The sequence below is a fragment of the Corynebacterium ulceribovis DSM 45146 genome (assembly GCF_000372445.1).
In the GTDB taxonomy this organism is placed as follows: Bacteria; Actinomycetota; Actinomycetes; order Mycobacteriales; family Mycobacteriaceae; genus Corynebacterium; species Corynebacterium ulceribovis.
The window spans coordinates 200,478-224,777 of record NZ_AQUY01000001.1; the positions used below are offsets into that span (position 1 = coordinate 200,478).

Annotated in this window: 34 protein-coding genes; 22 read left to right on the forward strand and 12 right to left on the reverse strand. The window is 58.0% G+C overall.

The annotated features are described in order from the left end of the window. Positions 1 to 20 precede the first annotated feature (20 nt). Positions 21 to 1,718 carry a hypothetical protein gene (locus tag A3EC_RS0100925; RefSeq protein WP_018023275.1) on the reverse strand — a complete coding sequence of 566 codons (1,698 nt, stop codon included), beginning with the start codon at positions 1,716 to 1,718 and terminating at the stop codon, positions 21 to 23. A 253-nt stretch (positions 1,719 to 1,971) separates the two neighbouring features. Here A3EC_RS0100925 and rpsL point away from each other — a divergent pair, with 253 nt between their 5' ends. The 4 genes from rpsL (at position 1,972) to tuf (ending at position 6,603) form a co-directional block, all read left to right on the forward strand. Then, a complete protein-coding gene (gene rpsL / locus A3EC_RS0100930; RefSeq protein WP_018023276.1) occupies positions 1,972 to 2,343 on the forward strand; it encodes a 30S ribosomal protein S12 in 372 nt (123 codons plus the stop codon). 3 nt (positions 2,344 to 2,346) lie between these two features. Further along, the gene (rpsG, locus tag A3EC_RS0100935) at positions 2,347 to 2,820 is read left to right on the forward strand and encodes a 30S ribosomal protein S7 (RefSeq protein ID WP_018023277.1); all 474 of its coding nucleotides are present in this window, start codon (positions 2,347 to 2,349) and stop codon (positions 2,818 to 2,820) included. 161 nt (positions 2,821 to 2,981) lie between these two features. After that, positions 2,982 to 5,102: an elongation factor G gene (fusA, locus tag A3EC_RS0100940; protein WP_018023278.1), complete on the forward strand. Its 2,121-nt coding sequence runs from the start codon at positions 2,982 to 2,984 to the stop codon at positions 5,100 to 5,102. Between the two features lie 310 nt (positions 5,103 to 5,412). Continuing rightward, a complete protein-coding gene (gene tuf / locus A3EC_RS0100945) occupies positions 5,413 to 6,603 on the forward strand; it encodes an elongation factor Tu (protein ID WP_018023279.1) in 1,191 nt (396 codons plus the stop codon). Positions 6,604 to 6,697: 94 nt separating this feature from the next. On the opposite strand, the gene A3EC_RS12260 is transcribed toward tuf, so the two are convergent. The 7 genes from A3EC_RS12260 to A3EC_RS0100980 are packed head-to-tail and all read right to left on the reverse strand — an operon-like array spanning position 6,698 to position 9,757. Continuing rightward, entirely contained in the window at positions 6,698 to 7,264 is a 567-nt protein-coding gene (locus A3EC_RS12260; RefSeq protein ID WP_018023280.1) for an Asp23/Gls24 family envelope stress response protein, read from the reverse strand. Then, complete coding sequence (locus A3EC_RS12265) at positions 7,261 to 7,893, reverse strand: DUF6286 domain-containing protein (protein ID WP_018023281.1); 633 nt, start codon at positions 7,891 to 7,893, stop codon at positions 7,261 to 7,263. The genes A3EC_RS12260 and A3EC_RS12265 overlap by 4 nt, the downstream gene beginning before the upstream one ends. Next, positions 7,893 to 8,393 (reverse strand): Asp23/Gls24 family envelope stress response protein, encoded by a 501-nt coding sequence (locus A3EC_RS12270; RefSeq protein WP_018023282.1) that lies wholly within the window; start codon positions 8,391 to 8,393, stop codon positions 7,893 to 7,895. Before A3EC_RS12270 ends, A3EC_RS12265 begins: the two co-directional genes overlap by 1 nt. Next, entirely contained in the window at positions 8,393 to 8,623 is a 231-nt protein-coding gene (locus tag A3EC_RS12840; RefSeq protein ID WP_018023283.1) for a hypothetical protein, read from the reverse strand. Before A3EC_RS12840 ends, A3EC_RS12270 begins: the two co-directional genes overlap by 1 nt. After that, the gene (locus A3EC_RS12275; protein WP_018023284.1) at positions 8,620 to 8,982 is read right to left on the reverse strand and encodes a hypothetical protein; all 363 of its coding nucleotides are present in this window, start codon (positions 8,980 to 8,982) and stop codon (positions 8,620 to 8,622) included. The genes A3EC_RS12840 and A3EC_RS12275 overlap by 4 nt, the downstream gene beginning before the upstream one ends. Then, on the reverse strand, positions 8,975 to 9,328 hold the full coding sequence (locus A3EC_RS10860; protein ID WP_018023285.1) for a hypothetical protein: 354 nt from the start codon (positions 9,326 to 9,328) through the stop codon (positions 8,975 to 8,977). The genes A3EC_RS12275 and A3EC_RS10860 overlap by 8 nt, the downstream gene beginning before the upstream one ends. Before the next feature lie 9 nt (positions 9,329 to 9,337). Further along, the gene (locus A3EC_RS0100980; protein ID WP_018023286.1) at positions 9,338 to 9,757 is read right to left on the reverse strand and encodes an Asp23/Gls24 family envelope stress response protein; all 420 of its coding nucleotides are present in this window, start codon (positions 9,755 to 9,757) and stop codon (positions 9,338 to 9,340) included. Between the two features lie 535 nt (positions 9,758 to 10,292). On the opposite strand from A3EC_RS0100980, the gene rpsJ reads away from it, so the two are divergent. Genes rpsJ through rpsQ form a run of 11 tightly spaced genes read left to right on the forward strand, consistent with a single transcriptional unit; the run spans position 10,293 to position 15,457 of the window. Next, entirely contained in the window at positions 10,293 to 10,598 is a 306-nt protein-coding gene (rpsJ, locus tag A3EC_RS0100985) for a 30S ribosomal protein S10 (RefSeq protein WP_018023287.1), read from the forward strand. Between the two features lie 30 nt (positions 10,599 to 10,628). Further along, the gene (gene rplC, locus A3EC_RS0100990) at positions 10,629 to 11,285 is read left to right on the forward strand and encodes a 50S ribosomal protein L3 (protein WP_018023288.1); all 657 of its coding nucleotides are present in this window, start codon (positions 10,629 to 10,631) and stop codon (positions 11,283 to 11,285) included. Further along, positions 11,282 to 11,935: a 50S ribosomal protein L4 gene (rplD, locus tag A3EC_RS0100995; RefSeq protein ID WP_018023289.1), complete on the forward strand. Its 654-nt coding sequence runs from the start codon at positions 11,282 to 11,284 to the stop codon at positions 11,933 to 11,935. The genes rplC and rplD overlap by 4 nt, the downstream gene beginning before the upstream one ends. Further along, on the forward strand, positions 11,935 to 12,240 hold the full coding sequence (gene rplW / locus A3EC_RS0101000) for a 50S ribosomal protein L23 (protein ID WP_018023290.1): 306 nt from the start codon (positions 11,935 to 11,937) through the stop codon (positions 12,238 to 12,240). Before rplD ends, rplW begins: the two co-directional genes overlap by 1 nt. Before the next feature lie 32 nt (positions 12,241 to 12,272). Further along, a complete protein-coding gene (gene rplB / locus A3EC_RS0101005; RefSeq protein WP_018023291.1) occupies positions 12,273 to 13,115 on the forward strand; it encodes a 50S ribosomal protein L2 in 843 nt (280 codons plus the stop codon). 15 nt (positions 13,116 to 13,130) lie between these two features. After that, positions 13,131 to 13,409 (forward strand): 30S ribosomal protein S19, encoded by a 279-nt coding sequence (gene rpsS, locus A3EC_RS0101010; protein ID WP_018023292.1) that lies wholly within the window; start codon positions 13,131 to 13,133, stop codon positions 13,407 to 13,409. A gap of 3 nt (positions 13,410 to 13,412) precedes the next feature. Further along, a complete protein-coding gene (gene rplV / locus A3EC_RS0101015; RefSeq protein WP_018023293.1) occupies positions 13,413 to 13,775 on the forward strand; it encodes a 50S ribosomal protein L22 in 363 nt (120 codons plus the stop codon). Next, entirely contained in the window at positions 13,775 to 14,524 is a 750-nt protein-coding gene (rpsC, locus tag A3EC_RS0101020) for a 30S ribosomal protein S3 (protein ID WP_018023294.1), read from the forward strand. The genes rplV and rpsC overlap by 1 nt, the downstream gene beginning before the upstream one ends. 2 nt (positions 14,525 to 14,526) lie before the next feature. Further along, entirely contained in the window at positions 14,527 to 14,943 is a 417-nt protein-coding gene (gene rplP, locus A3EC_RS0101025; RefSeq protein ID WP_018023295.1) for a 50S ribosomal protein L16, read from the forward strand. Then, positions 14,943 to 15,176, forward strand: a complete 234-nt coding sequence (rpmC, locus tag A3EC_RS0101030) for a 50S ribosomal protein L29 (protein WP_018023296.1) — start codon at positions 14,943 to 14,945, stop codon at positions 15,174 to 15,176. Before rplP ends, rpmC begins: the two co-directional genes overlap by 1 nt. An 11-nt stretch (positions 15,177 to 15,187) precedes the next feature. Then, entirely contained in the window at positions 15,188 to 15,457 is a 270-nt protein-coding gene (gene rpsQ, locus A3EC_RS0101035; protein ID WP_018023297.1) for a 30S ribosomal protein S17, read from the forward strand. Positions 15,458 to 15,587: 130 nt separating this feature from the next. Here the strand turns inward: rpsQ and A3EC_RS0101040 are convergent, their stop codons facing one another. Next, positions 15,588 to 16,394, reverse strand: coding sequence for a siderophore-interacting protein (locus A3EC_RS0101040; RefSeq protein WP_018023298.1), 807 nt, complete (start codon positions 16,392 to 16,394; stop codon positions 15,588 to 15,590). A 115-nt stretch (positions 16,395 to 16,509) separates the two neighbouring features. Between A3EC_RS0101040 and A3EC_RS0101045 the strand changes: the two genes are divergently transcribed. Genes A3EC_RS0101045 through A3EC_RS0101060 form a run of 4 tightly spaced genes read left to right on the forward strand, consistent with a single transcriptional unit; the run spans position 16,510 to position 20,289 of the window. Further along, entirely contained in the window at positions 16,510 to 17,454 is a 945-nt protein-coding gene (locus A3EC_RS0101045; RefSeq protein ID WP_018023299.1) for an iron-siderophore ABC transporter substrate-binding protein, read from the forward strand. Next, positions 17,451 to 18,464, forward strand: a complete 1,014-nt coding sequence (locus tag A3EC_RS0101050; protein WP_018023300.1) for a FecCD family ABC transporter permease — start codon at positions 17,451 to 17,453, stop codon at positions 18,462 to 18,464. The genes A3EC_RS0101045 and A3EC_RS0101050 overlap by 4 nt, the downstream gene beginning before the upstream one ends. Further along, the gene (locus A3EC_RS10865; protein ID WP_051060962.1) at positions 18,461 to 19,510 is read left to right on the forward strand and encodes a FecCD family ABC transporter permease; all 1,050 of its coding nucleotides are present in this window, start codon (positions 18,461 to 18,463) and stop codon (positions 19,508 to 19,510) included. Before A3EC_RS0101050 ends, A3EC_RS10865 begins: the two co-directional genes overlap by 4 nt. Continuing rightward, positions 19,501 to 20,289 (forward strand): ABC transporter ATP-binding protein, encoded by a 789-nt coding sequence (locus A3EC_RS0101060; RefSeq protein ID WP_018023302.1) that lies wholly within the window; start codon positions 19,501 to 19,503, stop codon positions 20,287 to 20,289. Before A3EC_RS10865 ends, A3EC_RS0101060 begins: the two co-directional genes overlap by 10 nt. Here the strand turns inward: A3EC_RS0101060 and A3EC_RS0101065 are convergent. Then, on the reverse strand, positions 20,286 to 20,786 hold the full coding sequence (locus A3EC_RS0101065) for an LppP/LprE family lipoprotein (protein ID WP_018023303.1): 501 nt from the start codon (positions 20,784 to 20,786) through the stop codon (positions 20,286 to 20,288). The genes A3EC_RS0101060 and A3EC_RS0101065 overlap by 4 nt on opposite strands. Before the next feature lie 76 nt (positions 20,787 to 20,862). Beyond that, complete coding sequence (locus tag A3EC_RS0101070; protein WP_018023304.1) at positions 20,863 to 22,005, reverse strand: LppP/LprE family lipoprotein; 1,143 nt, start codon at positions 22,003 to 22,005, stop codon at positions 20,863 to 20,865. 316 nt (positions 22,006 to 22,321) lie between these two features. Between A3EC_RS0101070 and rplN the strand changes: the two genes are divergently transcribed. Genes rplN through rplE form a run of 3 tightly spaced genes read left to right on the forward strand, consistent with a single transcriptional unit; the run spans position 22,322 to position 23,598 of the window. Continuing rightward, a complete protein-coding gene (rplN, locus tag A3EC_RS0101075; RefSeq protein ID WP_018023305.1) occupies positions 22,322 to 22,690 on the forward strand; it encodes a 50S ribosomal protein L14 in 369 nt (122 codons plus the stop codon). Then, the gene (gene rplX / locus A3EC_RS0101080) at positions 22,691 to 23,005 is read left to right on the forward strand and encodes a 50S ribosomal protein L24 (RefSeq protein ID WP_018023306.1); all 315 of its coding nucleotides are present in this window, start codon (positions 22,691 to 22,693) and stop codon (positions 23,003 to 23,005) included. 2 nt (positions 23,006 to 23,007) lie between these two features. Beyond that, complete coding sequence (rplE, locus tag A3EC_RS0101085; RefSeq protein WP_018023307.1) at positions 23,008 to 23,598, forward strand: 50S ribosomal protein L5; 591 nt, start codon at positions 23,008 to 23,010, stop codon at positions 23,596 to 23,598. A 151-nt stretch (positions 23,599 to 23,749) separates the two neighbouring features. Here rplE and A3EC_RS0101090 read toward each other — a convergent pair whose 3' ends face one another. Continuing rightward, positions 23,750 to 24,298 (reverse strand): OsmC family protein, encoded by a 549-nt coding sequence (locus A3EC_RS0101090; protein ID WP_018023308.1) that lies wholly within the window; start codon positions 24,296 to 24,298, stop codon positions 23,750 to 23,752. Positions 24,299 to 24,300 lie beyond the last annotated feature (2 nt).

A 24,300-nucleotide genomic window follows, 5' to 3' on the forward strand; every position in this document is an offset into this window, starting at 1 on the left:
GGTGACGAACGCCGAGCGAACTACTGGAAGGAGCCAGTCTTGAGGAAGTAGTTCGCCTCGGCCATTTCCTCAGTGAACTCGCCGGCCATGAAAATCTCTAGGGCGGCGGACACCAAGTTGTGCACCACACCCATCTGCGCGGTATTGCCCTTTGCCTGCGCATGCATGTAGCGCGCCTTTTCCATCAGTAGCTTGCCGATGAGGCGACGAGTTTCTGCGTTCTTCGCTGCTGGAAGCGGATTGCTGTTCAGGACGCGATTAATCAAGCCGATTGCAGTGTCAAAACGTTTGGCAAAGGCCCACGACCTGCTCAGATGCAATGTGACCTCGCAGATGAGCTGCAAATCACCCATCACCTGTGCATTGCGGTGCACCTTCGTCAGCACATCGTGGGCTTCCTTTAACTTGCGCTGCGAGACGAAGTCCAACGCCAGCTCGATATCCACGAAGCTTGCCTGCGCTTCATTGCCATCGCTTCGAAACTCTTTCATCGCCGACTGCAGGAACAGCTCGCGCAGCGGCAAATAGTTTGGTTGACGCGGCACAGCCAAGCCAACATTCTTCAGCAAAGCACCAGAAGTGGACTTGTTTGGCAATGTCTGCGCTGTCTGGATGACGGTGACGGAAAACTCAGACAGTAGGTCAGCATCTTCAGCCATGAGAATACGGTGCGTCATTTGTCGCAAAGCGTCGGTGAGCTGCTCTTCAGTCGGGCCGAAGTCGAGACCGAGGAAAGACACAGAATGAGTCAACACTGTTCGCACCATCTGAATGTCAAAGGAGCGTTCCACCGCGGTATCAAAGAACTTGTCCCACTTGGCGGTAATAGTGTCGTGGAAGCGGTCGCGTGTTTCAGTGAATTTTGGTGCACTGGTCAGCTTGCCCAAAGCTTCCCATGACACTTCGTGGATATCTTCCACGGCCGCGGGCGGAAGGAAGGAATCAAATGCTAACTCGACTCGGTGAATAATCGCGTCGGCAAGTTGATCGTCATTCGGGCCGCCTGGGGTGCCGGACGCAGCCAAAACGGCTTCCAGTTGCTGCAGACCGGACCGTTCATCCTTTCGAAGGGCGTCGGCAATGACCGCGTCCCAATCAGTAGCTGGCGGCGATGCTGGAGTAGGGGCGGGAGCTGAGGCCGCCGGTTGGGCTGGCGTAGGGGCGGGAGCAGGTGTCGCCGGTTGGGGCGGGATGGGGACCGGCGCTTGACTCGCGGCAAAAGTCTGCGCTGAGGAATCGAGCAACAGCTGTTCTGCCATGTGTGTCGCATGTTCCGCCGTATCGACGTTGCCCAGCGTCGCAGAGGTGGCAGCAGTAGCTAAATAGAACTTCGCCCCTTCCGCCGGTTGCCCAGAGTCGGAAGCATGAACCGCGATCGTATGCTGAGCTTGATTGATGTAACCAAGGTCGCCCATCACAAGCGCAAGCGGACCCGAGCGACTAGCGGTTTTTGCCGCGGCAGGGATGTCATCAGTGCTGATGAAAAAGTCCAACTGCAGCTTGCGTAGTTCATGCAGTGCGCGAAGCGACTCCATGTCCAACGGCCATGGGCCCTGTGGGTTTACGGCAGTGATTCCGTCAACAAGCAACTGCCGGAACTCCTGGCATAGCTCTTCCGGCCACTTATCCAACCATCCAAACTGTTTGACGTTCCGATCGTGGAATGCAGCGATGTGGCCAGTGACTTCCGCAGGAGTAGCAGTGTTGTTGAAAGGCATATGAACATGCTAGCTGCCTGCGATGGAAGTAGCTGGGATGAGCGGTTTTTGGTTCTGTGGAAAGGGTGCTGTACCGTAAACAACTAGTCCCACGTCTCCAGGGTGGGGGCTTAACTTTTACCCAGTAGGCCAGCGAGAGCGGCTGACTGGGTTTCGCGCGTCTAAAATGATTCGCTCAAGTTGAGCTGACAAAGAAGTTTTCTCGGTCGGCTAATCCGGCCAAGACTAGCCGATCAACATAGAAAGACGGTTCATGCCAACTATTCAGCAGCTGGTCCGTAAGGGCCGCCACGACAAGAAGTCGCCGGTTGCTACTGCTGCGCTGAAGGGCTCCCCACAGCGTCGCGGCGTTTGCACCCGCGTGTACACCACCACTCCTAAGAAGCCTAACTCTGCGCTGCGTAAGGTCGCCCGTGTGCGCCTGACCTCTGGCGTTGAGGTTTCCGCTTACATTCCAGGCGAAGGCCACAACCTGCAGGAACACTCCATGGTTCTGGTTCGCGGTGGTCGTGTGAAGGACCTTCCAGGTGTCCGTTACAAGATCGTCCGTGGTTCCCTCGACACCCAGGGTGTCAAGGACCGCAAGCAGGCTCGCTCCCGCTACGGCGCAAAGAAGGAGAAGTAATCCATGCCACGTAAAGGTCCTGCACCAAAGCGCCCAATCGTAAACGACCCAGTTTACGGCTCCCCACTGGTTACCCAGCTGGTCAACAAGGTTCTGATCGACGGTAAGAAGTCCACTGCAGAACGCATCGTTTACGGCGCACTGGAAATCACCCGCGAAAAGACCGGCGGCGTTGACCCAGTTCAGACCCTGAAGCGCGCAATCGACAACGTTAAGCCTGCTCTCGAGGTTCGCTCCCGTCGTGTCGGTGGCGCAACCTACCAGGTTCCAGTTGACGTGCGCCCAGGCCGCGCAACCACCCTGGCACTGCGCTGGCTGCTGATGTTCTCCCGTCAGCGCCGCGAGAACACCATGATCGAACGTCTGGCAAACGAAATCATGGACGCATCCAACGGCTTGGGTGCATCCGTGAAGCGTCGCGAAGACGTCCACAAGATGGCTGAGGCGAACCGCGCCTTCGCACACTACCGCTGGTAATACCACGGCAACCCCTGGGGCAGTGGACAGTCGGCTGCCCCTTATCTTCGGGTTGATCGGCTGTTCATATCGCCACTTACGCAGTTAGGTGGCAAAATAGATAAAGCAATAAACCACTTGCGGGGTTCGTGGAGGATTTCCTCGGCCCTGCCGAACGACGAATGAGCGGGGCTACTGTGGCACTTCCAGTGCTTGACGACCTGAACAAGGTCCGCAATATCGGCATCATGGCCCACATCGATGCTGGTAAGACGACCACGACCGAACGCATCCTCTTCTACACCGGTATCAGCCGTAAGGTGGGCGAAACCCACGACGGTGCATCCACCATGGACTGGATGGAGCAGGAAAAGGAACGCGGTATCACCATTACCTCCGCGGCTACCACCTGCTACTGGGGCGACAACCAGATCAACATCATCGACACCCCGGGCCACGTTGACTTCACCGTGGAAGTTGAACGTTCCCTGCGTGTCCTCGACGGCGCAGTTGCTGTCTTCGACGGCAAGGAAGGCGTTGAGCCACAGTCTGAGCAGGTTTGGCGTCAGGCTGAGAAGTACGAAGTTCCACGTGTCTGCTTCGTGAACAAGATGGACAAGCTGGGCGCTGACTTCTACTACACCGTCGGCACCATCGTTGACCGCTTGGGTGCAAAGCCATTGGTCATGCAGCTGCCAATCGGTGCTGAAGATGACTTCAACGGTGTCGTTGACCTCATCGACATGAAGGCACTGGTCTGGGAAGGCAAGGTCGACCCAGGTACCCCTGCTGACGTTCAGGAAATCCCAGCAGACCTGCAGGAAAAGGCTGAAGAGTACCGCGAGAAGCTGCTCGAAGCTGTTGCTGAATCTGATGAAGCTCTCATGGAGAAGTACTTCGGCGGCGAAGAGCTGACCAAGGAAGAAATCCAGGGCGCCATCCGCAAGATGACCGTGAACGCGGAAATCTACCCAGTGTTCTGTGGTACCGCATACAAGAACAAGGGTGTTCAGCCACTGCTGGACGCAATTGTTGCTTACCTGCCAAACCCACTGGACGTTGGCCACATCGATGCGCACGACGTCAAGGACCCAGAGAAGATCATCGAACTGGCTCCTTCCAAGTCTGAGCCATTCTCCGCTCTGGCGTTCAAGATTGCTGCACACCCATTCTTCGGCCGTCTGACCTACGTCCGCGTGTACTCCGGTCAGGTTGCCTCCGGTGACCAGGTCATGAACTCGGTCAAGGGTAAGAAGGAACGCATCGGTAAGCTATACCAGATGCACTCCAACAAGGAGAACCCAGTCGACAACGCTGTGGCTGGCCACATCTACGCTGTCGTTGGCCTGAAGGACACCACCACCGGTGACACCCTCTGCGCTACCGACCGCCCAGTCGTGCTGGAATCGATGGAATTCCCAGACCCAGTTATTGAGGTCGCCATCGAGCCTAAGACCAAGGCCGACCAGGAGAAGCTGGCTACCGCTATTCAGCGTCTGGCTGAAGAAGACCCAACCTTCACCGTGAAGCTGGACGACGAAACCGGCCAGACCGTCATCGGCGGTATGGGTGAGCTGCACCTCGACGTCCTGGTTGACCGCATGAAGCGCGAATTCAAGGTCGAAGCTAACGTTGGTGCTCCACAGGTTGCCTACCGCGAAACCATTCGTAAGGCAGTCGAAAAGCTGGACTACACCCACAAGAAGCAGACCGGTGGTTCGGGCCAGTTCGCAAAGGTCATCATCTCCATCGAGCCTTACGAGCCAGAAGAAGGCGAAGAGGGCTACCTGTTCGCCAACGAGGTCACCGGTGGCCGCGTTCCGAAGGAATACATCCCTTCGGTCGACGCTGGTATTCAGGACGCAATGCAGTACGGCTTCCTGGCTGGTTACCCACTGGTCAACATCAAGGCCACCCTGCTTGACGGTGCTTACCACGACGTTGACTCCTCCGAAATGGCCTTCAAGATTGCTGGTCAGCAGGCTCTGAAGGAAGCTGTCCAGAAGGCTAAGCCAGTTCTGCTGGAGCCAATGATGGCCGTGGAAGTCATTACTCCTGAGGAATACATGGGCGAAGTTATCGGTGACGTTAACTCCCGCCGTGGCCAGGTCAACGCAATGGAAGACCGCTCCGGCGCCAAGGTCGTCAAGGCGAAGGTCCCACTGTCCGAAATGTTCGGCTACGTTGGTGACCTGCGTTCCAAGACCCAGGGCCGCGCTAACTACTCGATGATCTTCGACTCCTACGCTGAGGTTCCTTCCTCCGTTGCAGCCGATATCATTGCAGAGCGCACCGGCAACTAATTTTGCCTCCCAAGGGCAACTAGCCCAGCGCTAGTGCCCGGTCGGGCTGCTGCTGATAAGCCCAGTGCCAGTCAGCATTCGGCAGTAGTTCGACGGGGTAGGGGTCGGCCCTCTGCTACCTGCTTTCGTGGCAAGGTAGTGGGGAGCCGGCCGTTACCCCGCGTCAATAGGGGCGGGTTTGTAAAACGGCCCGGTAACCCTTTAATATGCTGTAACTGGCAATCAATAAAAACGACCTGAGATTTTCTTGGGTCTAACCACCTACGTGGCTGCGAAAGTCGTAGCCACCGAGACGTCCAGGAGGACTAAAGTGGCGAAGGCTAAGTTCGAGCGTACAAAGCCGCACGTTAACATCGGTACCATTGGTCACGTTGACCACGGTAAGACCACCACCACCGCTGCAATCACCAAGGTTCTGGCTGACAAGTTCCCAGACCTGAACGAATCTTTCGCTTACGACGCCATCGACAAGGCGCCGGAAGAGAAGGAACGCGGTATTACCATTAACGTTTCTCACGTTGAATACCAGACTGAGAAGCGCCACTACGCACACGTTGACGCCCCAGGCCACGCCGACTACATCAAGAACATGATTACCGGTGCTGCTCAGATGGACGGCGCTATCCTCGTTGTTGCTGCAACCGACGGCCCAATGCCACAGACCCGTGAGCACGTGCTGCTGGCTCGCCAGGTTGGCGTTCCATACATCCTGGTTGCACTGAACAAGTGCGACATGGTTGAAGACGAAGAGCTCCTCGAGCTCGTCGAAATGGAAGTTCGTGAACTGCTGGCTGAGCAGGACTACGACGAAGAAGCTCCAATCGTTCACATCTCCGCTCTGGGCGCCCTGAACGGCGAAGAGAAGTGGGTTGAGTCCGTTGCTGAGCTGATGGAAGCTGTGGACGAGAACGTTCCAGACCCAGTTCGTGAAACCGAGAAGCCATTCCTCATGCCTATTGAGGACATCTTCACCATTACCGGTCGTGGCACCGTTGCTACCGGTCGTGTTGAGCGCGGTCAGCTGAACGTCAACGACGAAGTTGAAATTCTGGGTATCAAGGAAAAGTCCCAGAAGACCACCGTCACCGGTATCGAAATGTTCCGCAAGCTGCTTGACTACACCGAAGCTGGCGACAACTGTGGTCTGCTGCTCCGCGGTATCAAGCGCGAAGACATCGAGCGTGGCCAGATTGTTGCTAAGCCAGGCGCTTACACCCCTCACACCGAGTTCGAGGGCTCTGTCTACGTCCTGTCCAAGGAAGAAGGCGGCCGCCACACCCCATTCTTCGACAACTACCGTCCACAGTTCTACTTCCGCACTACCGACGTTACCGGTGTTGTGAAGTTGCCTGAGGGCACCGAGATGGTCATGCCTGGCGACAACGTCGACATGTCCGTCACCCTGATTCAGCCAGTCGCAATGGACGAGGGCCTGCGTTTCGCTATCCGCGAAGGCTCCCGTACCGTTGGTGCCGGCCGTGTCACCAAGATCATCAAGTAAGCAATTGCTTGTTGACGAATAGGTGGCCCGCATGGGCCATCTCACTGCTTTGAACCTCACACCAGCAGGTGTGAGGTTTTCTGCGTTCTATGGGCTAATAGCTTTCCCGCGGCACAGTGCCCAAATGAATGAGGAAGCGCACCGCCAAATCACGGCCCTCGACCGCACTTGCGACGTATTGGCGCTGACGAATTAACTCATCGCGCAGCTCTACGACGTCATATTGCGGTGGGACATCGACAATGATCGTCAGCGTTTCGGTGCCCCGGTCCAACTCAGCCTTGCCTCGGGCACGAGTGACATTCGGCAGCGTAGCGATATCATCAGCAACTGCCTTAGCTATCAGCTGCAGTGAGTAGTCAATGGTGCCGGTCTCATTCGACTGTCGCGAATACACTTGTTGTGGCTGCCGAGTGCGAAAATTCGCCCACACTAGCAGCGCAATAAACAGCACGCCGACAGTAGCGACTGCGGTGAGAATCCACGACCAGCCATCACGCAGCGACCACGTGGTCGCTTCCCGCCAGTCAATGTTCTCTACCAAGTAGCGTGCGGGTGGCCAACTCAGCGCATCACCGATGGCCCATGCGCCAACCAGGAATAAGGAAAGACCCAAGAGCGCGGTGAATATTCGGTTGAGTGTGCCTGCCAGTTCACTCATTTGCCGCTCCTTCGTTTCAAATCACTGAGGTGCTCGTCGCGAAGTTCCTCCGGTGTGTAGCCGAGCAAAGAGACATTGACCTTCAGCTCTGGAGTGTCTTCCAATACGTCAACAAGCGGGGTGACGGCCTTTTCTACCCGTGAGCGCAACTCCTCCACGGACGCGCCACCACCGCGGGCGTTAATAATGACGCGGCGGCCATAGAAGGTGCTGTGCACTCCCATAATTCCCGGCACCATTTCCGCTGTGGCCGAACACATGCGGCAGAAGTCGACGGGGCGGGTCCATAGATCATGCTCGGCGGGGGACAGGCGGATATGTGTGCGGCGGCGGGGCAGCGAAGCGACCACCATGAGGCCAATTCCGATCGCGATGACGGCTAGCCCAGCTGGCACCACCCACCACTGCCACGGGGCATCGGCAAGCCAGCCGAAAATGATGGGTATCCATTGGTCGCCATTGACTAGGTCAGCTCGGACCAAAATATCGCGTACCGCAATGACGATGATGGCAATGATGACCGGCACAACAGTGGCTGCGACCGCAAGCGCGCCAGGTGCAGCAGCCGGGCGCCGGCTCGGCCTTAGTCCGAAGGACACCGGGGTAGCGGGGTGGTGTCGCGAATCCATTACAGCTCCTTCCGCGGAACGAAGGGCGTTACGGTGATGGGGATAAACGGCTCGAGTGGGCGGGGCTCTGGAATCGCCACAATGGACAGGGGCGATGCCACGACGGGGCGCAGCCGCGGCGCAGGGGCGCCGACACTGGCATCGGGAGCCGTCAGCTTCGCCGGAACTACCGCGCCGACAGAAACATTGACCGATACCACCGGGATGTGCGTGAACTCTGTAACCCACTGCGTGATGGTTGCCCGAACCGCCGCCGCGACATCTGCGACCGGCGAGGGCCATGTCGCGGCGATCATCGCCTCGACTGCGATAGCGCTGCCGTCACTATCCATGAATAGCTCCACCCGAGGTAGCGGCCGTCGAGTAAGCCGATCAAACCCGCTCGCGTGCCGAACAGTGCCAGGAACTGAGTCAATGGCGCGGGAAATGATGGCCGCGATGGCGCGCTCTTCAACAATGGTGCTGCCGGTGGGACCGTGGTGAATACGCGAAGTAGGCATTAGCGCTCCTTCCTCGGGGCAGTACCCGCCGACGGCCGGAAGGAGTCGAACCACTGTGCCGCGGAGCGCAAGGACAACGTGCTGACATCAACGCGACCCGTGAACTGCGCTGCCAAAATACCGCCGACCAGTGCGAATGCGACTGCCAGCAGGAAGCCGCCAAGGCCGCCGACAATTGCGGCAATCGCTAACAAGATGCCGACCAAGGCGCCGAACTGGGGTGCACTCATCGCTTCGGCCTTTCAGTTCCTGGATCCTCGTTATAGCCTTGTTCGACCTCGTCGGCGAGGGTTTCCAAAAAGTCAGACATCCGGTCGATAGTGCGGTTAGTGGCACTGCGGAACTTCGCCAAACGGCGCACCGCGACCCGCGCCGCTTTGCGCGTGGCCTCATCATCGCCGAGGCCGCGCAGGAAACCTGGGACGGGAAGCTGCTCCAATTGGCTGCGGAGCTGCCACTTACGGTCGAGCGCATCCAATTCGCTGATGAGCTCATCCTGATTGCCGCCGCGGTCGGGATGGTGTCGACGGATAATCTCGCGGCGCTGCGCCAGATAACGTGGATCTGTTGGGCGAAGTGGTTTATTCATATGGCTCCAACTCCCTTGGGGCGGGCACAGCGTCGCTGGCAATCGCCCGCGCGCGTGTCACGCCGGACTCCGGATACTGCTGAAGAATGTGCATCACCTCGGAATGGACCTGCGAAACCACGTCGGGAAGCATCCGCGGCCGGCGAATATCAACCTCGACGGTCACATGCACATCCAGCTGGTTGCCGGTGACGGCTAAGCCAGGCACCCGCAGTCGCGGGTAGAGCAACGCCAACTCGCCAACGACTCCGTGGTACATCCCAGCCACCCCAGGAACCGCCATAGCGGCAGCGGCAATAGCCTGGGCAGCCTCCGGTGGTAGGTATGGTTCGAATCCGGGGTTCATTGCTATGCCCTAAACTTCAGCAGCGTCGACGTCTTCAATACCCAGATAGATGTCATGGATGTGAATATTGACGCCGGTGACGGTCAGCCCAGTCATCCGCTCAACTGAGACAATCACATTGCGCCGAATTGCTTCGGCTAGTTCATGCAGCGCCACCCCATACTCGGCAATAACCCCAACCTGGACCGTGGCCTTTGTGCCGGAGACTTCCACGGAAATGCCGGGTTGACCTGCCGGTCGTGGGGCAGGCTGGATCCGATCCCGCAATGCGGCAGTTCGATTAGCAGCAGTACCTAAATCGTGGACGCCTGAAACCTCACTCGCTGCCATCGCCGCGACTTTCGCCACCACCGTGTCCGAAATCATGGTGCTGCCGCGTTCGGTAACGAGATCGGGCGAATCCGAGTTAAGTGCGAACGGGTCAGTCATGGCGGCTTCCTCTCGACAAAAACGATGCACCCTATATATTGCCCGCTTCTATTCAGCTCCGCATTAACCTTGAGCCAGTGACGCTGCTCACCTGAACCTATGACGAATGCCTCGCTGCAGCTCGGGGCCATAAACGTCAACAAGCAGGGATTTGGAATACCACCATCCGACGTGCTTTAATAGCCAGGTTACTTCAACAACGTCGTACTAGCTGCGGCGATGGTGGAGTGAGCATGACCAACCTTCTCGTGGACTGCAATCGTAAGTTCACGGGACCGGAGTGGTGCATGGCAAATACACAGCGGCAGTTGGAATATAGGCCCTTTTCTGGCCGACGATTTTCACCATATTGGTTTCGTCACCACGGGGGACCCTCTTCCACCTTGAGATTCGGGTGATGATCCGTCCTCTATGCGCGCATGTAGGCGCAGCATCATGAAGGTTCACACGAAGTACAGACGATTTTCAAGAGAACACTGGCGCTGGCCAGGCATTACGCCAAGACAGTGACCAAATAGTGAGGAAGAGGACAAGCGTGGCGGGACAAAAGATCCGCATCAGGCTGAAGGCCTACGACCACGAGGCGATTGACGCGTCCGCGCGCACCATCGTCGAGACGGTCACCCGCACGGGTGCCCGAGTGGTCGGCCCAGTGCCGTTGCCCACCGAAAAGAACGTGTACTGCGTCATCCGTTCGCCGCACAAGTACAAGGACTCGCGCGAGCACTTTGAGATGCGTACGCACAAGCGACTGATCGATATTCTCGACCCGACCTCCAAGACGGTGGACGCGCTGATGCGCATTGACCTGCCGTCCAGCGTTGACGTCAAGATTCAGTAGACCTGGACTTAAAGGCAGCGGAGACTAGATATGAGTGAAATTGAGATGAAGGGCATCCTGGGCCGCAAGCTCGGCATGACCCAGATTTTCGATGACCAGAACCGGGTTGTTCCCGTCACGGTCGTCGAGGCTGGGCCATGCGTTGTGACTCAGGTGCGCACTGAGGAAGTTGACGGCTACAGCGCCGTGCAGCTCGCATTCGGCGAAATTGACCCACGTAAGGTCAACAAGCCAGCAACCGGCCACTTTGCAAAGGCCGGCGTAACCCCACGTCGCCACACCGTGGAAATCCGTACCCCGAATGCTTCGGAGTACGAGGTTGGCCAGGAAGTTGGCGTGGACATTTTTGATGGCGTCGAGTTTGTCGACGTTACCGGCACCACCAAGGGCAAAGGCTTTGCCGGTGGCATGAAGCGCCACGGCTTTGCTGGCCAGGGCGCTGCACACGGTAACCAGGCTGCTCACCGCCGTGTCGGTGGTATTGGCGCTTGCGCTACTCCAGGCCGCATCTTCAAGGGTAAGAAGATGGCTGGCCGCATGGGTGGCGACCGCGTTACCACCCAAAACCTGAAGGTTCAGAAGGTTGACGCTGACTCGAACTTGCTGCTCATCAAGGGCGCAATTCCGGGTGCACGCGGCGGCCTGCTGATTGTAAAGACTGCTGTTAAGGGTGGTGCTCACGCATGACCAATCTGAAGCTTGACGTCCATACCGTTGACGGTAAGACCAACGGCTCTGTGGAACTGCCAGCAGAAATCTTCGACGCAGAAGTTTCCGTGGCAACCATGCACCAGGTCGTTATCGGCCAGATGGCTGCCCGTCGTCAGGGCACTCACGCCACCAAGACCCGCGGTGAAGTCCGCGGTGGTGGTAAGAAGCCATTCCGTCAGAAGGGCACCGGTCGTGCGCGCCAGGGTTCCATCCGCGCGCCACACTTCACCGGCGGTGGCACCGTTCATGGTCCACAGCCACGTGATTACGACCAGCGCACCCCAAAGAAGATGAAGGCAGCTGCTCTGCGCGGCGCCCTCACCGACCGTGCTCGCCACGATCGCATCCACGTGGTCGAGGAACTGGTTTCGGGTCAGACCCCGTCCACCAAGTCCGCTCGCGCGTTCATCGAGCGCCTGACCGACCGCAAGTCGGTGCTGGTTGTGCTTGGCAAGGCTGACGAGACTTCCTGGAAGTCCGCTCGCAACCTGCCAGGCGTGCACATCCTGAGCGAAGATCAGCTGAACACCTACGACGTGCTCAACTCTGACGACGTCGTGTTCGGTGTCGAGGCCCTGAACGCCTTCATCAACCGCGCCGCAGGCGTGCAGAAGGAGGAGAAGTAATGGCTAAGATTGCTGACCCACGTGACATCATCATCGCACCGGTGGTCTCGGAGAAGTCCTACGGACTGATGGAGCAGAACGTGTACACGTTCCTGGTGCGCCCAGATTCCAACAAGACTCAGATCAAGATCGCGGTCGAGCAGATCTTTGGCACCAAGGTTTCCAGCGTGAACACCGTGAACCGTGAGGGTAAGCGCAAGCGCACCCGCACCGGTTTCGGCCAGCGCAAGGCAACCAAGCGCGCCTACGTGACTCTCGCAGCCGGCAGCGATCCAATCGACATCTTCGGTGGCTCGGCTCAGTAGGCCGCGCCGAGGAAGTTTAAGGACGAAACAGTATGGCTATTCGTAAGTACAAGCCGACTACGCCGGGTCGCCGCCAGAGCTCCGTCTCCGAGTTCAGCGAAATCACTCGCTCTACCCCAGAGAAGTCTCTGCTGCGCCCGCTGTCGAAGAAGGGTGGACGTAACGTCCACGGACACATCACTACCCGTCACAAGGGTGGTGGCCACAAGCGCCGTTACCGCGTCATCGACTTCCGTCGTAACGACAAGGACGGCGTGCCGGCAAAGGTCGCTCACATCGAGTACGACCCGAACCGCACCGCAAACATCGCACTGCTGCACTACGTCGACGGTGAGAAGCGCTACATCATCGCGCCTCGTAACCTGAAGCAGGGTGCAATGGTCGAATCCGGTCCAAACGCAGACATCAAGCCAGGCAACAACCTGCCACTGCGCAACATCCCAACCGGTACCACCATTCACGCAGTTGAACTGAAGCCAGGCGGCGGCGCTAAGCTCGCTCGTTCCGCTGGTACTTCTATCCAGCTGCTGGGTAAGGAAGGCAAGTACGCTGTGCTGCGTATGCCATCTTCCGAAATCCGTCGTGTGGACTACCGCTGCCGCGCAACTGTTGGTGAGGTCGGCAACGCTGACCAGATCAACATTCGCTGGGGTAAAGCCGGTCGTATGCGTTGGAAGGGCTGGCGCCCACAGGTCCGCGGTGTTGTTATGAACCCAGTGGACCACCCACACGGTGGTGGTGAAGGTAAGACCTCTGGTGGTCGTCACCCAGTGTCGCCATGGGGCAAGAAGGAAGTTCGCACCCGTAAGCCGAACCGCCCTAGCGACAACATGATTGTTCGCCGCCGTCGTCCAAACAAGAGCAAGAAGCGCTAAGAGGAGGTAAACAGTATGCCCCGCAGTCTGAAGAAGGGTCCCTTCGTAGACGAGCACCTCCTCAACAAGGTCGACGCTCAAAACGAAAAGGGTACCAAGCAGGTCATCAAGACCTGGTCACGCCGTTCTACCATTTTGCCTGACTTCATCGGTCACACCTTTGCCGTCCACGACGGCCGGAAGCACGTTCCGGTCTTCATCGACGACTCCATGGTTGGCCACAAGTTGGGTGAATTTGCACCTACCAAGACCTTCAAGGGTCACGTCAAGGAAGACAAGAAGGGACGTCGATAAGCGATGAGTGAAGAAATCACCACCGCACGCGCCACTGCGCGCTTCGTCCGCGTCACTCCAATGAAGGCGCGCCGTATGCTGGACACCATCCGCGGCAAGTCTGTGTCTGATGCTCTGGCAATGCTGGAGTACGCACCGCAGTACGCCTCGGAGCCAGTTGCGAAGGTCGTCGCATCCGCAGCAGCTAACGCCGAGAACAACTTCGGTCTGGACCGTAACTCCCTGGTCGTTTCCGCGGCCTGGGCTGACGAAGGTCCAACCATGAAGCGTTTCCGTCCACGCGCTCAGGGTCGTGCATTCCACGTCCGCAAGCGCACCAGCCACATCACCGTGGTTGTTGAGAGCCAGAAGGAAGGTGCCAAGTAGTGGGCCAGAAAATTCATCCACACGGCCTCCGACTCGGCATTACCGCTGACTGGCGGTCCCACTGGTACGCAGATAAGCAGTACGCCGAGTATGTTGCAGAGGACATCAAGGTTCGTAACCTGCTGACCTCTAACCTGGAGCGCGCCGGTATCTCCAACGTTGAGATCCAGCGCAAGCCAGAACAGATAACCATTAACCTGCACGCAGCACGCCCGGGCATCGTCATCGGTCGTCGTGGTGCCGAGGTTGACCGCATCCGCGGCAAGCTCGAGAAGCTGACCGGCAAGCGTGTTCAGCTGAACATCATCGAGGTCAAGAACGTCGATGCCGACGCTCAGCTGGTGGCTCAGTCCATCGCCGAGCAGCTGGTTAACCGTGTCGCATTCCGTCGTGCAATGCGCAAGGCTATCCAGTCTGCAATGCGTCAGCCACAGGTCAAGGGTATTAAGATTGTCTGCGCCGGTCGTCTGGGCGGCGCAGAAATGGGTCGCATTGAGCGCTACCACGAAGGTCGCGTCCCACTGCACACCCTGCGTGCCGAGATTGACTACGGCACCTTTGAAGCTCACACCACTTTCGGCCGCATTGGCGTTAAGGTGTGGATCTACAAGGGTGACGTTGTCGGCGGCCGCCGTGAGTCCGAATTGAACGCACCTGCCGCACGTCCACGCCGCGACCGTCGCGAGCGTCCACGTCGTGGTGGTCAGCGCCGTCAGCGCGCTGAGCAGAAGCAGAACCAGGAGGGCTAAGCATGCTTATTCCAAAGCGTGTCAAGTACCGCCGTCAGCACCGCCCAACCCGCTCGGGCATGTCCAAGGGTGGCACTCAGGTGACCTTCGGTGATTACGGTCTGCAGGCTCTCGAGCCGGCATACATCACCAACCGTCAGATTGAAGCTGCTCGTATTGCCATCAACCGCCACGTCAAGCGTGGTGGCAAGGTCTGGATCAACATCTTCCCAGACCGTCCGTTGACCCAGAAGCCACTCGGTGTGCGTATGGGTTCCGGTAAGGGTGGCGTCGAAAAGTGGGTGGCCAACGTTAAGCCTGGCCGCATTATGTTCGAAATGAGCTTCCCTGATGAAGCAACCGCTATCGAAGCACTGAACCGCGCAGGCGCTAAGTTGCCTTGCAAGACCCGTGTTATCCGGAAGGAGGACCAGTTCTAATGTCTACCGGAATTCCTGCAAATGAGCTCCGCGGTCTGAACGCCGCAGATCTGGAAGCCCGACTGAAGGAAGCGAAGGAAGAGCTGTTCAACCTCCGTTTCCAGTTGGCTACCGGTCAGCTGACCAACAACCGTCGTATGCGTACTGTCCGCAAGGATATCGCGCGTATCTACACCGTTATGCGTGAGCGTGAGCTCGGCCTGTCCGAAGCTCCTACGGACGGTGCAGCATGAGCGAGGAAACCATGAACATCAACGAAAACGACTCCCGCGGCCGTAAGGTTCGTACCGGTTACGTCGTCTCCGACAAGATGCAGAAGACCATCGTTGTCGAGCTCGAAGACCGTAAGCAGCACGCGCTGTACGGCAAGACCCTTCGTACCAACTCGAAGGTGAAGGCTCACGACGAGAACGAGACCGCCGGCGTCGGCGACCGCGTTCTCATCGAAGAAACCCGTCCACTGTCGAAGGACAAGCACTTCCGCCTGGTCGAGATCATCGAAAAGGCTAAGTAGTCGCTGACGGCACCGCTCTAGGTGCCATCGACAACACTTAAGGCCACTGCCTGCAACTTCGGTTGCTTGGGCAGTGGCCTTTTGCGTTGGCCCATGTTATGAGGGCTTATTGACGGATTGGGTCGGAGCTCTATGGCCGGGCCTGTCCAAGGATCCAGTACGGCACGAAGGTCACTTGCTCTGGCGAGAGGTTCCAGTCCTGCGTTGCGTACTTGCGGATCTGCTTTGTAAGCGCACGCTCACCACTAACCCAAACATAATCGGGTAGTTTCGCTGCCCCATTGAACCAGCTATCTAAAACAGCAATCACGGATTCCGGTTGGCCTTCGGGCGTGCTCTGTAGGAAGTGAAACCGGGCAACGCGCTGCGACCAGTCATGCAATGTGTGCTCGTAGGTCGATGCCGACGGGGCAACTGCGATGACGTTGGTAGTCGCGAGCCTTTCCGGTGCGTGTGTCTGCAGATACTCGAGGATGTGCTGCAGCGCTGGTATTGCGGTCGCATCGGCAATGAGTAGTTGGTCGTTGGCGTTTGCTTGCCAAAGCGCAGCGCAGGTGAAGATTCCAACGGAGTCCTCCGCCTGGGCTTGAAGAACCCAGCTGCTTCCGGGGCCTTCGTCGCCATGCGTGACGATATCGACGTCAATTTCGCCCTGTTCTGGGCGGTGCTGGCGAATCGTGTACCACCGCAATTCTGGGCGCTGTGCTTCCGGCAGCGCCGCAACTGCAGCGCGAATATTTGAGCCTTCCCAGTTGAATGCGGTGAACTCGTGGCCAGGCTTGGGCATGAGTAGTCCGAAGAACTCGTCGGGGCCGGTGAGCTGGTGTTCGCGGAACTCGTTGGCGTGGAAAGTCAGGCGCGAGAGGTGTGCGTTGAGAGTCTCGGCGCGGGCAACTGTGGCCGAAAACAGTTTGTGCGCCACGGTCGGTGTGGTCATGAATTCTCCTGCGCATTGATTTAAGCAATGAATGGATTGCGCTAATATCCTACCCCATACTAAGGTTAGGCGAACCTAAATACGGGCCGAGTATGTAACGATGGAAGGGACCAGAATGAAGCGAAGCGTGCGGGCAGTTATTGCGATGGCAATGGTTGGGGCACTAGCCCTCACCGGCTGCTCAAGAGGCGAGGGTTCCGTAGACGCCACATCGGAACACAACGCTACGAACAAGCGCATCGTTTCCCTTGGCCTCGGGGACGCCGACACGCTGTTGGCGCTCGGTATCAAGCCAGTCGCAGTAGCACCGTGGGGAGCGGAAGGCGACAACGTCACCCAAAACGGAGTTGGCCCATGGTCGCAAGCCCTGTTGGGGGAGGCCCAGCCAACACCCATCTACCAGGCAGCCTCCGGCATGACCACCGAGATCCTCGAAAAAGTCACTGCAGAGAACCCCGATCAGATCATTGCGGTGAACCAGGCAGTCGATGCACAGGCCAAGCAGTCTCTCGAAGAGATCGCGCCGACGACGGTGAAGCCCGCGCAGTTCCCGGACTGGCAGGTTCCATGGAAAGAACAGGTTCGGACGATCGCCCAAGCCGTCAATAAGCAAAAAGAGGGTGACCAACTGATCGCCGAAACCGATGCAGCAATGGAAGCCTTTCGGAAAGCTCACCCAGAGCTAGCCGGCAAGAAGGTCGCTGTGGTCATGCCGTATGCCGGGAAGCTGGGGTTGTACACTCACGGCGACGGTCGCGGGCAATTCGTAGAAGACCTAGGCATGGAGATTCCCGACGAACTTGAGGCCGGTGACCCACAACAGTTTTACCGTGACATAGCTCCGGAAAACTACAACAAGCTCAACGACTTGGACTACCTATTTGTGCTGGACTACAACGACGCGTCCGCAGCGCTCAAACAGGACGCAACCTTCACCAACTTGGACGTGGTGAAGTCCGGGAAGGTGCGTTACTTCCAGCAAGATGTCGGTAATGCCATGAGCATGCCGAACCCAGTCACCATCCCATGGGCCGTGACGAAATTCGAAGCAGCTCTGTGAGTGCAAAGCTCAACACGATTCTCGGCATTGCGCTGCTGGCCGCGGCTGTTCTGTCGCTTTTTGTTGGGTCGCGGTTTATCTCAGCCACTGACGTTGCCCACGTCTTGATTGGAAAAGCTACCGACCCAACCAGCGACGTCGGCCACATTGTATGGGAACTGCGGCTACCTCGAACGATACTTGCGGTGCTGGCCGGAGCCAGCTTGGCTTTGGCTGGCGCGCTGTGCCAAGTGTGGACCCGGAACCCGCTCGCGGACCCGGGAATCATTGGGATTACCGCCGGTGCTAGCTTCGCAGTCGCCGTCGGGGTAGTGGCAGGACTAGCGCCCAGTATTTCTAGCAAAGCAGGTTGGGCGATTGCCGGTGCAGCACTCGGCGCCCTAGTCATTATTGCGATTGCGAAGCTCAGCGCCGATCCGCTGAGCCTGGTGCTGGTTGGATTTGGTGTGGCCGCGGCGCTGCATGCTGCGACAACACTGCTGTCTTTGTATTCGAGCAGCAATTTGGACAGTATGCGCCAGTGGACGGTCGGGTCGACTGTCGGGCGCGCGGCCCCAGAAATTCAGCTCGCTGCTATCGGATTAGCAGTAGGAGCAGCTCTCGCGGTGGCTATCGCGCGGCCATTAGATCTGCTGGCGATGGGCACGGAGACCGCCCGAAGCTTAGGAATCTCACCGCGCCGGATTGAAGCCGCAGTTGCAGCCGCGGTGATTGTGCTGGCAGGTACTGCCACCGCTGCGGTGGGGCCGGTAGCTTTTGTTGGATTTGCGGTGCCCCATATTGTGCGGCGTTTTACCGGGCCAGCGCTGACCAAGCTGCTCCTTCCGACCGCTATGACTGGCGGGCTTTTGGTGCTCACTGCCGACATTGTGGGGCGCCTGCTACTACGGCCTGGAGAAATTGAAATGTCGATTGTCTTGGCCTTTATCGGCGCGCCATTGATGATTTATGTGGTGCGCCAAGGTTCACGAAGTGCGTCAGTGCTGGACAGCAGAGGGGCAGTGCAATGAGGAGTGACTTAGTAAGCGCCCAGCGTATCCGCACTGGTGGCGGTGTGGTGGTCCTGGCGCTTATCGCAGCCGTCAGCTATTTCCTGATGCTTGGGGCTGGGCCAGTGAAGCTCTCCCCGGCAGAAGTTTTTGACACTCTAACTGGCGGCGGTGATGCTCGGTCGATCCGGGTGGTGTGGGACTTGCGTATCCCCGTGGCGCTCACCACCCTAATTGTGGGCGCAGCGTTGGGTTTTGCCGGCGCGCTCACCCAAACAATGGCGCGTAACCCACTTGCCTCGCCAGATATTTTGGGCGTTTCAGGCGGGGCAGCCGTCCTAGTGGTCTTGGGCACTGTTGTTGTGCGACCTGCGTTCGCTGAGGGAATCGACAACTTCTGGTGGCGCGCTGCGTTAGCATTGGTCGGCGCTACGGCAGTGGTGCTGGTTTTGCTGGTGCTAGGTGGTTTCGGTTCTTCCCAACGCGTCGTGCTTATCGGATTGGCGCTGTCGTTGCTCGCCAACGCCACAGTTTCTTACTTACTGGTCCGGGCAAACCTCCAGCGCGCTGCTGATGCCCAAACATGGCTTGCTGGCTCAACGGGTTTTGTTCGTGGGGACGTCATCGTCCCTATGCTTCTTGGGCTAGCACCTTTTGTTGTGTTGGCCATGTGGGTTGCCCGAGATCTGCCCATATTGGCCCATGACGACCAGACGGCGTTTTCGCTTGGTGTCCCGGTTCGTCGTGTGCGCGCGCTGTTGCTTCTCTGTGCGACCGCCATTGTCGCCGTGAGCGTTGCGGTTGTCGGCCCGATAGGTTTCGTCGCACTTGTCGCCCCGCAAGTGGCGCGGCTGGTCTTGGCAGCGCCTACGCCGCCGCCGTTGGGATCTGCGGTAGCTGGTGCGGCGCTACTGGCGAGCTGTGCGGTGTTGTCTGTCTACTTGCCGTTTACTGCGCCGGTCGGACTGGTTACAGCTGTGGTTGGCGGACCGGTTTTAGTTGTGCTGGTGTTGCGTACTTACGGTGGCCGCTCACTACAGAAATTTGGAGGTTCCTCATGGCATTAGTTGAGGTCAAAGAGCTCAGCGTTGGCTACTCGAAGGAGGCTGCCCCAATCGTCAGAAATGTCAGCCTGGTCGCCGAACCTGCTGCGGTAACCACGCTGTTGGGGCCAAATGGATGCGGAAAGTCGACGTTGCTGAAGACGATTGCGCGTCTGCTTTCCCCTGCGGTTGGTTCGGTGCTTATTGACGGACACAATGTGCACACGTGGAAGCACCGAGAAGCTGCGCAGCGTATCGGGCTGCTACCGCAGCAGCCAATAGCCCCAGAGGGATTGACCGTCAGGGAACTTGTTGCCAGGGGGCGGCACCCTTATCGAGGAGTGTTTAGCGGGCTGCGGGCCTCAGACCGAGAAGCGATTGAACGCGCTATTGAAAGCACCCGCATCACCGGATTTGTTGATCGTGACTTGGGAGAGCTGTCCGGTGGTCAGCGTCAACGAGCCTGGTTAGCAATGGTGCTTGCGCAAACCACTGACGTGATTCTGCTGGATGAGCCGACCACCTACCTGGATCCAGCTCATGCATTGGACATGCTCTCGGTTGTTCGGGAACTTGCCCGCGAAGGCAAAACAATAATTATGGTTCTTCATGACCTAGTGTTGGCCGGAGGTTGCTCCGACCAACTGGTCTTCATGAAGAATGGCGAGCTCGTCGCGGCGGGAGCGCCAAACACTGCGCTCACACCTGAGACGTTGTCTGCGGCTTATCAACTCGATGCAGAGGTGTGGCCGGACCCCGCCGGTGGCGCACCAATTGTGGTGCCGCGAGGTGTTGCGCACTAGCCGATAGGTAGCTTGCCTTCCATGCGGACATGGTCGCCAACCCAGCGGTAGGTCACGTAGTTCTGCCAAATGACTTCGGCATTCGAACTGCCGCGCACGCCGTATTGCACGGTGACGGAAGTGCCATCGGAATGGGTGATTCGCTGGTACGGCATGCTGACTTCAGTACCCACCCCGAGGTACTCGCCCTTGTGGAAAAGTATCAGCTGCTTTGGGGAAGAGACGGTGCCGCCCTTGGTGGTCAGTTCGGCGTAGCTCAGGTCTTTACAGAAGTCGACGTTGGTGGTGCGGCCGTCAAATGTCCATTCGGCGCCGGGCACCGCGGGCGGAACCCTGTGCATATTTTCGTAGATCGGATTGTGGTTTGGCGCGCACATCTGCGCGGCATCTGCCGTCGGGGCGGCAGCCGGAAGGGTGAGCGCTGCGCCGACAGGAGCGAAAGCAGCAAGAGCGGCGAAGGCGGCGGTTGCAATGGTGGTGCGGATTGTGGTGGCCATGGTCAAGTCCTTTCTATGAAAAGGTTCAGTAGTGGTGGTTAGTACTTTGGTTCGGCCTAGATGCTCAGTTTCTTAGCTACATGTAGCTCACCCCCTCCTTAGTGACCGTGATGCCGTGGTCGCTCACACCGCGGGTGATTTTGACGGCGCCGCCTTCTCGGGTGTCGACAACCATTTCCTTATCGACCAGCGTCACCCCATTGGCGTGCGCGGTAGCAGCACCGGAAAACACGGCAGTTGCCGTCAAACTGGTCTGGTAGTAATTCAGGACCACGTCCGGGTTGAAGGAGAAAGCAAACGCGTTGTTGCTGCCACCCGAGCCTTGTGGTGGCTCACGGCGAGCATTGCTGTTGTCGCGTGGGAACTCCTTCCAACCGGGGTTGGGGTCCAGCTGGCAGGCCATGTCGTCGCCCCAACGCGGGGTGCCATCGCCTTTCGGGACGACGCAATACAACGTGGCATTGTCATCCAGCTCAATGACCACTGGGGTCACGGGCTTGTCGTCTGCGCGTGGCACCACCGTGTCGAAACCAGTGCGGTATTTATTGCCATAACGCAGCTTCGCGTAGTTTCCCGGTACTGCTGGCTTGGAAAAATCAAGCTTCATCACGTTGCCCGTCTGCGGGTAAGTGGAGTTCGTCACCTTCACCTCACCGTTCTCCAGCTTGAATACGTCGGTGTATCGCTTGGTATGTGCTGCATTACCGTCGCCGGCAGGGGAGTACTCGTAAATAACCTGAACCACATTGTCCTCGAGGCGCTTTACCTCAGCGATGCGGTCAGCTTCGGTCGGTTTGATGTGCTTGATCAGCTTGCTTCCGTCAAAAAGCAGCACTGCCTCGGCCTCGGAAGTGGATTTACCGTCGGGGTTGGCGATTTTGCCATTTTCGCCGGAAACAGTGACCCAACTGAGCTGGCCGCATGGATCGAATTGGTTGTCTTCAATCTGCTTGAAGTGAAAATAGATGTCGGAGGTGCCGTCCCTGGTGGGCGCTTCGTTAGCGCGAGTGACTGGGATGCGGCCGGAGTCTGCGTAGGAGCCAAAATCGGTGTCGGCTAAATCGATAGACTTGCAATCGTCGGCGGGCGTGCTGTCGGCATCGTCGGTGTTCTTGAACTGAAGATTTGGCATTGCGAGCGGAGCGGCGAACGCTGGACCCGCGCCGAGCAGGCCGACGGACACCAAGCTGACCGCTGCGAAAGTGGTGCGCTTGAACATGGGCTAAATTTCCTTCTCTGTGTTTCGCGTTCACACATGAGATAGGGCGGGGCGGGCGGAATGTTCCGGAATGTTTCGTGGTGAAACAGGATCGTTATGGCCTGTTTAAGTGGGCGTGACTGTAGAAGACTTGCCAAATTAGGCCTGTGGAAGGTTTTTTGGTTCTATCGATGCAGCGTGCTATCGTTTTCCTGTTGCAGCCAACTGCGCATAACCCTACCGCTGGTAGCGAGCATGCCGTTCGCGCTGCAAGACCATGTACGTTCGGGACGGTAATCCGGCGTACGAAGCAAATCCAGGTCTAGGAGAGACTCAAGTGATTCAACCAGAATCGCGTCTACGAGTCGCCGACAACACCGGTGCACGTGAAATCCTGTGCATCCGTATTCTCGGCGGTTCCACCCGACGCTCCGCTGGCATTGGTGACATCATTGTCGCCACCGTCAAGGAAGCTGCACCAGGCGGCAACGTGAAGTCCGGCGAAATCGTCAAGGCTGTCATCGTCCGCACCAAGAAGGAAACCCGTCGTCCGGACGGCTCCTACATCAAGTTCGACGAGAATGCAGCTGTCATCATTAAGAACGACAACGAGCCTAAGGGCACCCGCATCTTCGGCCCAGTTGCCCGTGAACTGCGCGACCGCAAGTTCATGAAGATTGTGTCCCTCGCTCCGGAGGTGATCTAGGTGAAGATCCGTAAGGGCGATACCGTTCTGGTTATTTCTGGCCCAGATAAGGGTGCTCAGGGCACCGTCATTGCCGCATACCCAACCCGCGAAAAGGTGTTGGTGGAAGGCGTCAACCGCATCAAGAAGCACGTCGCTGACTCTTCTCGTGAGCGCGGCGCTTCTTCCGGCGGCATCGTGACCCAGGAAGCTCCAATCCACGTTTCCAACGTCATGCTGGTCGACGAAGACGGCGTGCCAACCCGCGTCGGCTACCGTTTTGATGAGAACGGCAAGAAGGTCCGTATCTCCCGTCGCACCGGGAAGGACATCTAATCATGACTGAAAAGTACATTCCTCGTCTGAAGACTCGTTACCGCGAAGAAATCCGCGAGAACCTGCAGAAGAAGTTCGAGTTCGACAACGTCATGCAGATTCCTGGCGTGACCAAGGTCGTTGTGAACATGGGTGTCGGCGACGCTGCTCGCGACTCCAAGATGATCAACGGTGCGCTGGAAGACCTGACCCTGATTACCGGTCAGAAGCCACAGATCCGTCGCGCTCGCAAGTCCATCGCTAACTTCAAACTGCGTGAGGGCATGCCAATTGGTGCCCGCGTCACCCTGCGTGGCGACCGCATGTGGGAGTTCCTGGACCGCATGCTGACCGTTGCACTGCCACGTATTCGTGACTTCCGCGGTCTGTCTGACCGTCAGTTCGACGGCCACGGAAACTACACCTTCGGCCTGACCGAGCAGACCATGTTCTACGAAATTGACGTGGACAAGGTCGACCGCCCACGCGGTATGGACATCACCATCGTGACCACCGCCACCAACGACGACGAAGGTCGTGCGCTGCTGCTGGAACTGGGTTTCCCATTCAAGCGCAACGATGGTGAAGGCCGTCAGATGCCAGAACAGGCATAAATCCTTCCGCAAGGTTGGTTGAAAGGCATTAGTTAGTACTTTTGCTTTTCGACGAATTGGGGCTACAGCTGTAAAGCTGTAGCCCTTTCGTTTTCTTACGCACCAGCGAACGGTGTCGATCTCGATGTCGCGTACCTAGATGCTGAACTAATTACACCAAAGTAGAAGTCAGCGTCGCCGGGCGAGTGTAGGTGTTCACAACCGGCGACCACTTGACTGCATCGCGCTGAATCTTGTCCAACGTATCCCGGTCAGCGTCGCCCTCAAGGTGAATGCGCACTCGGACATCAGACACACCCGTGCGCTTATCGTCGTCAAGGTCGCCGACGCCCCAGACCGCGGAGATATCAATATCGGATTCGATATCGATGTCAATCGCCGTCAACGTCACCCCGCGGTGCGTCGCGATGGCCTGAATGCCCACCGAAATGCACGACGCCAGTGCAGCTTGTGCCACTTCCGTTGGGTTCGGGGCCGAGTTGTCGCCAAGCAGCTTTTCTGGCTCCGACACCAACACCGGCTCCAGGTCGCGGACCTGGGTGTAGTTCCGGAACTGCCCGTCTGCTTCGGTGTGCGTGCGAATCTGCTTCTTGCCAACACCAGGATTGACCTGGTTCTTTTCCGCCAATGCGCTCAGTGCCGCAGCGTCGATTGCTTCCAGGGGCTGGCCTGCAGTGTGGTTAGGGGTCAAAGAAGTCATGA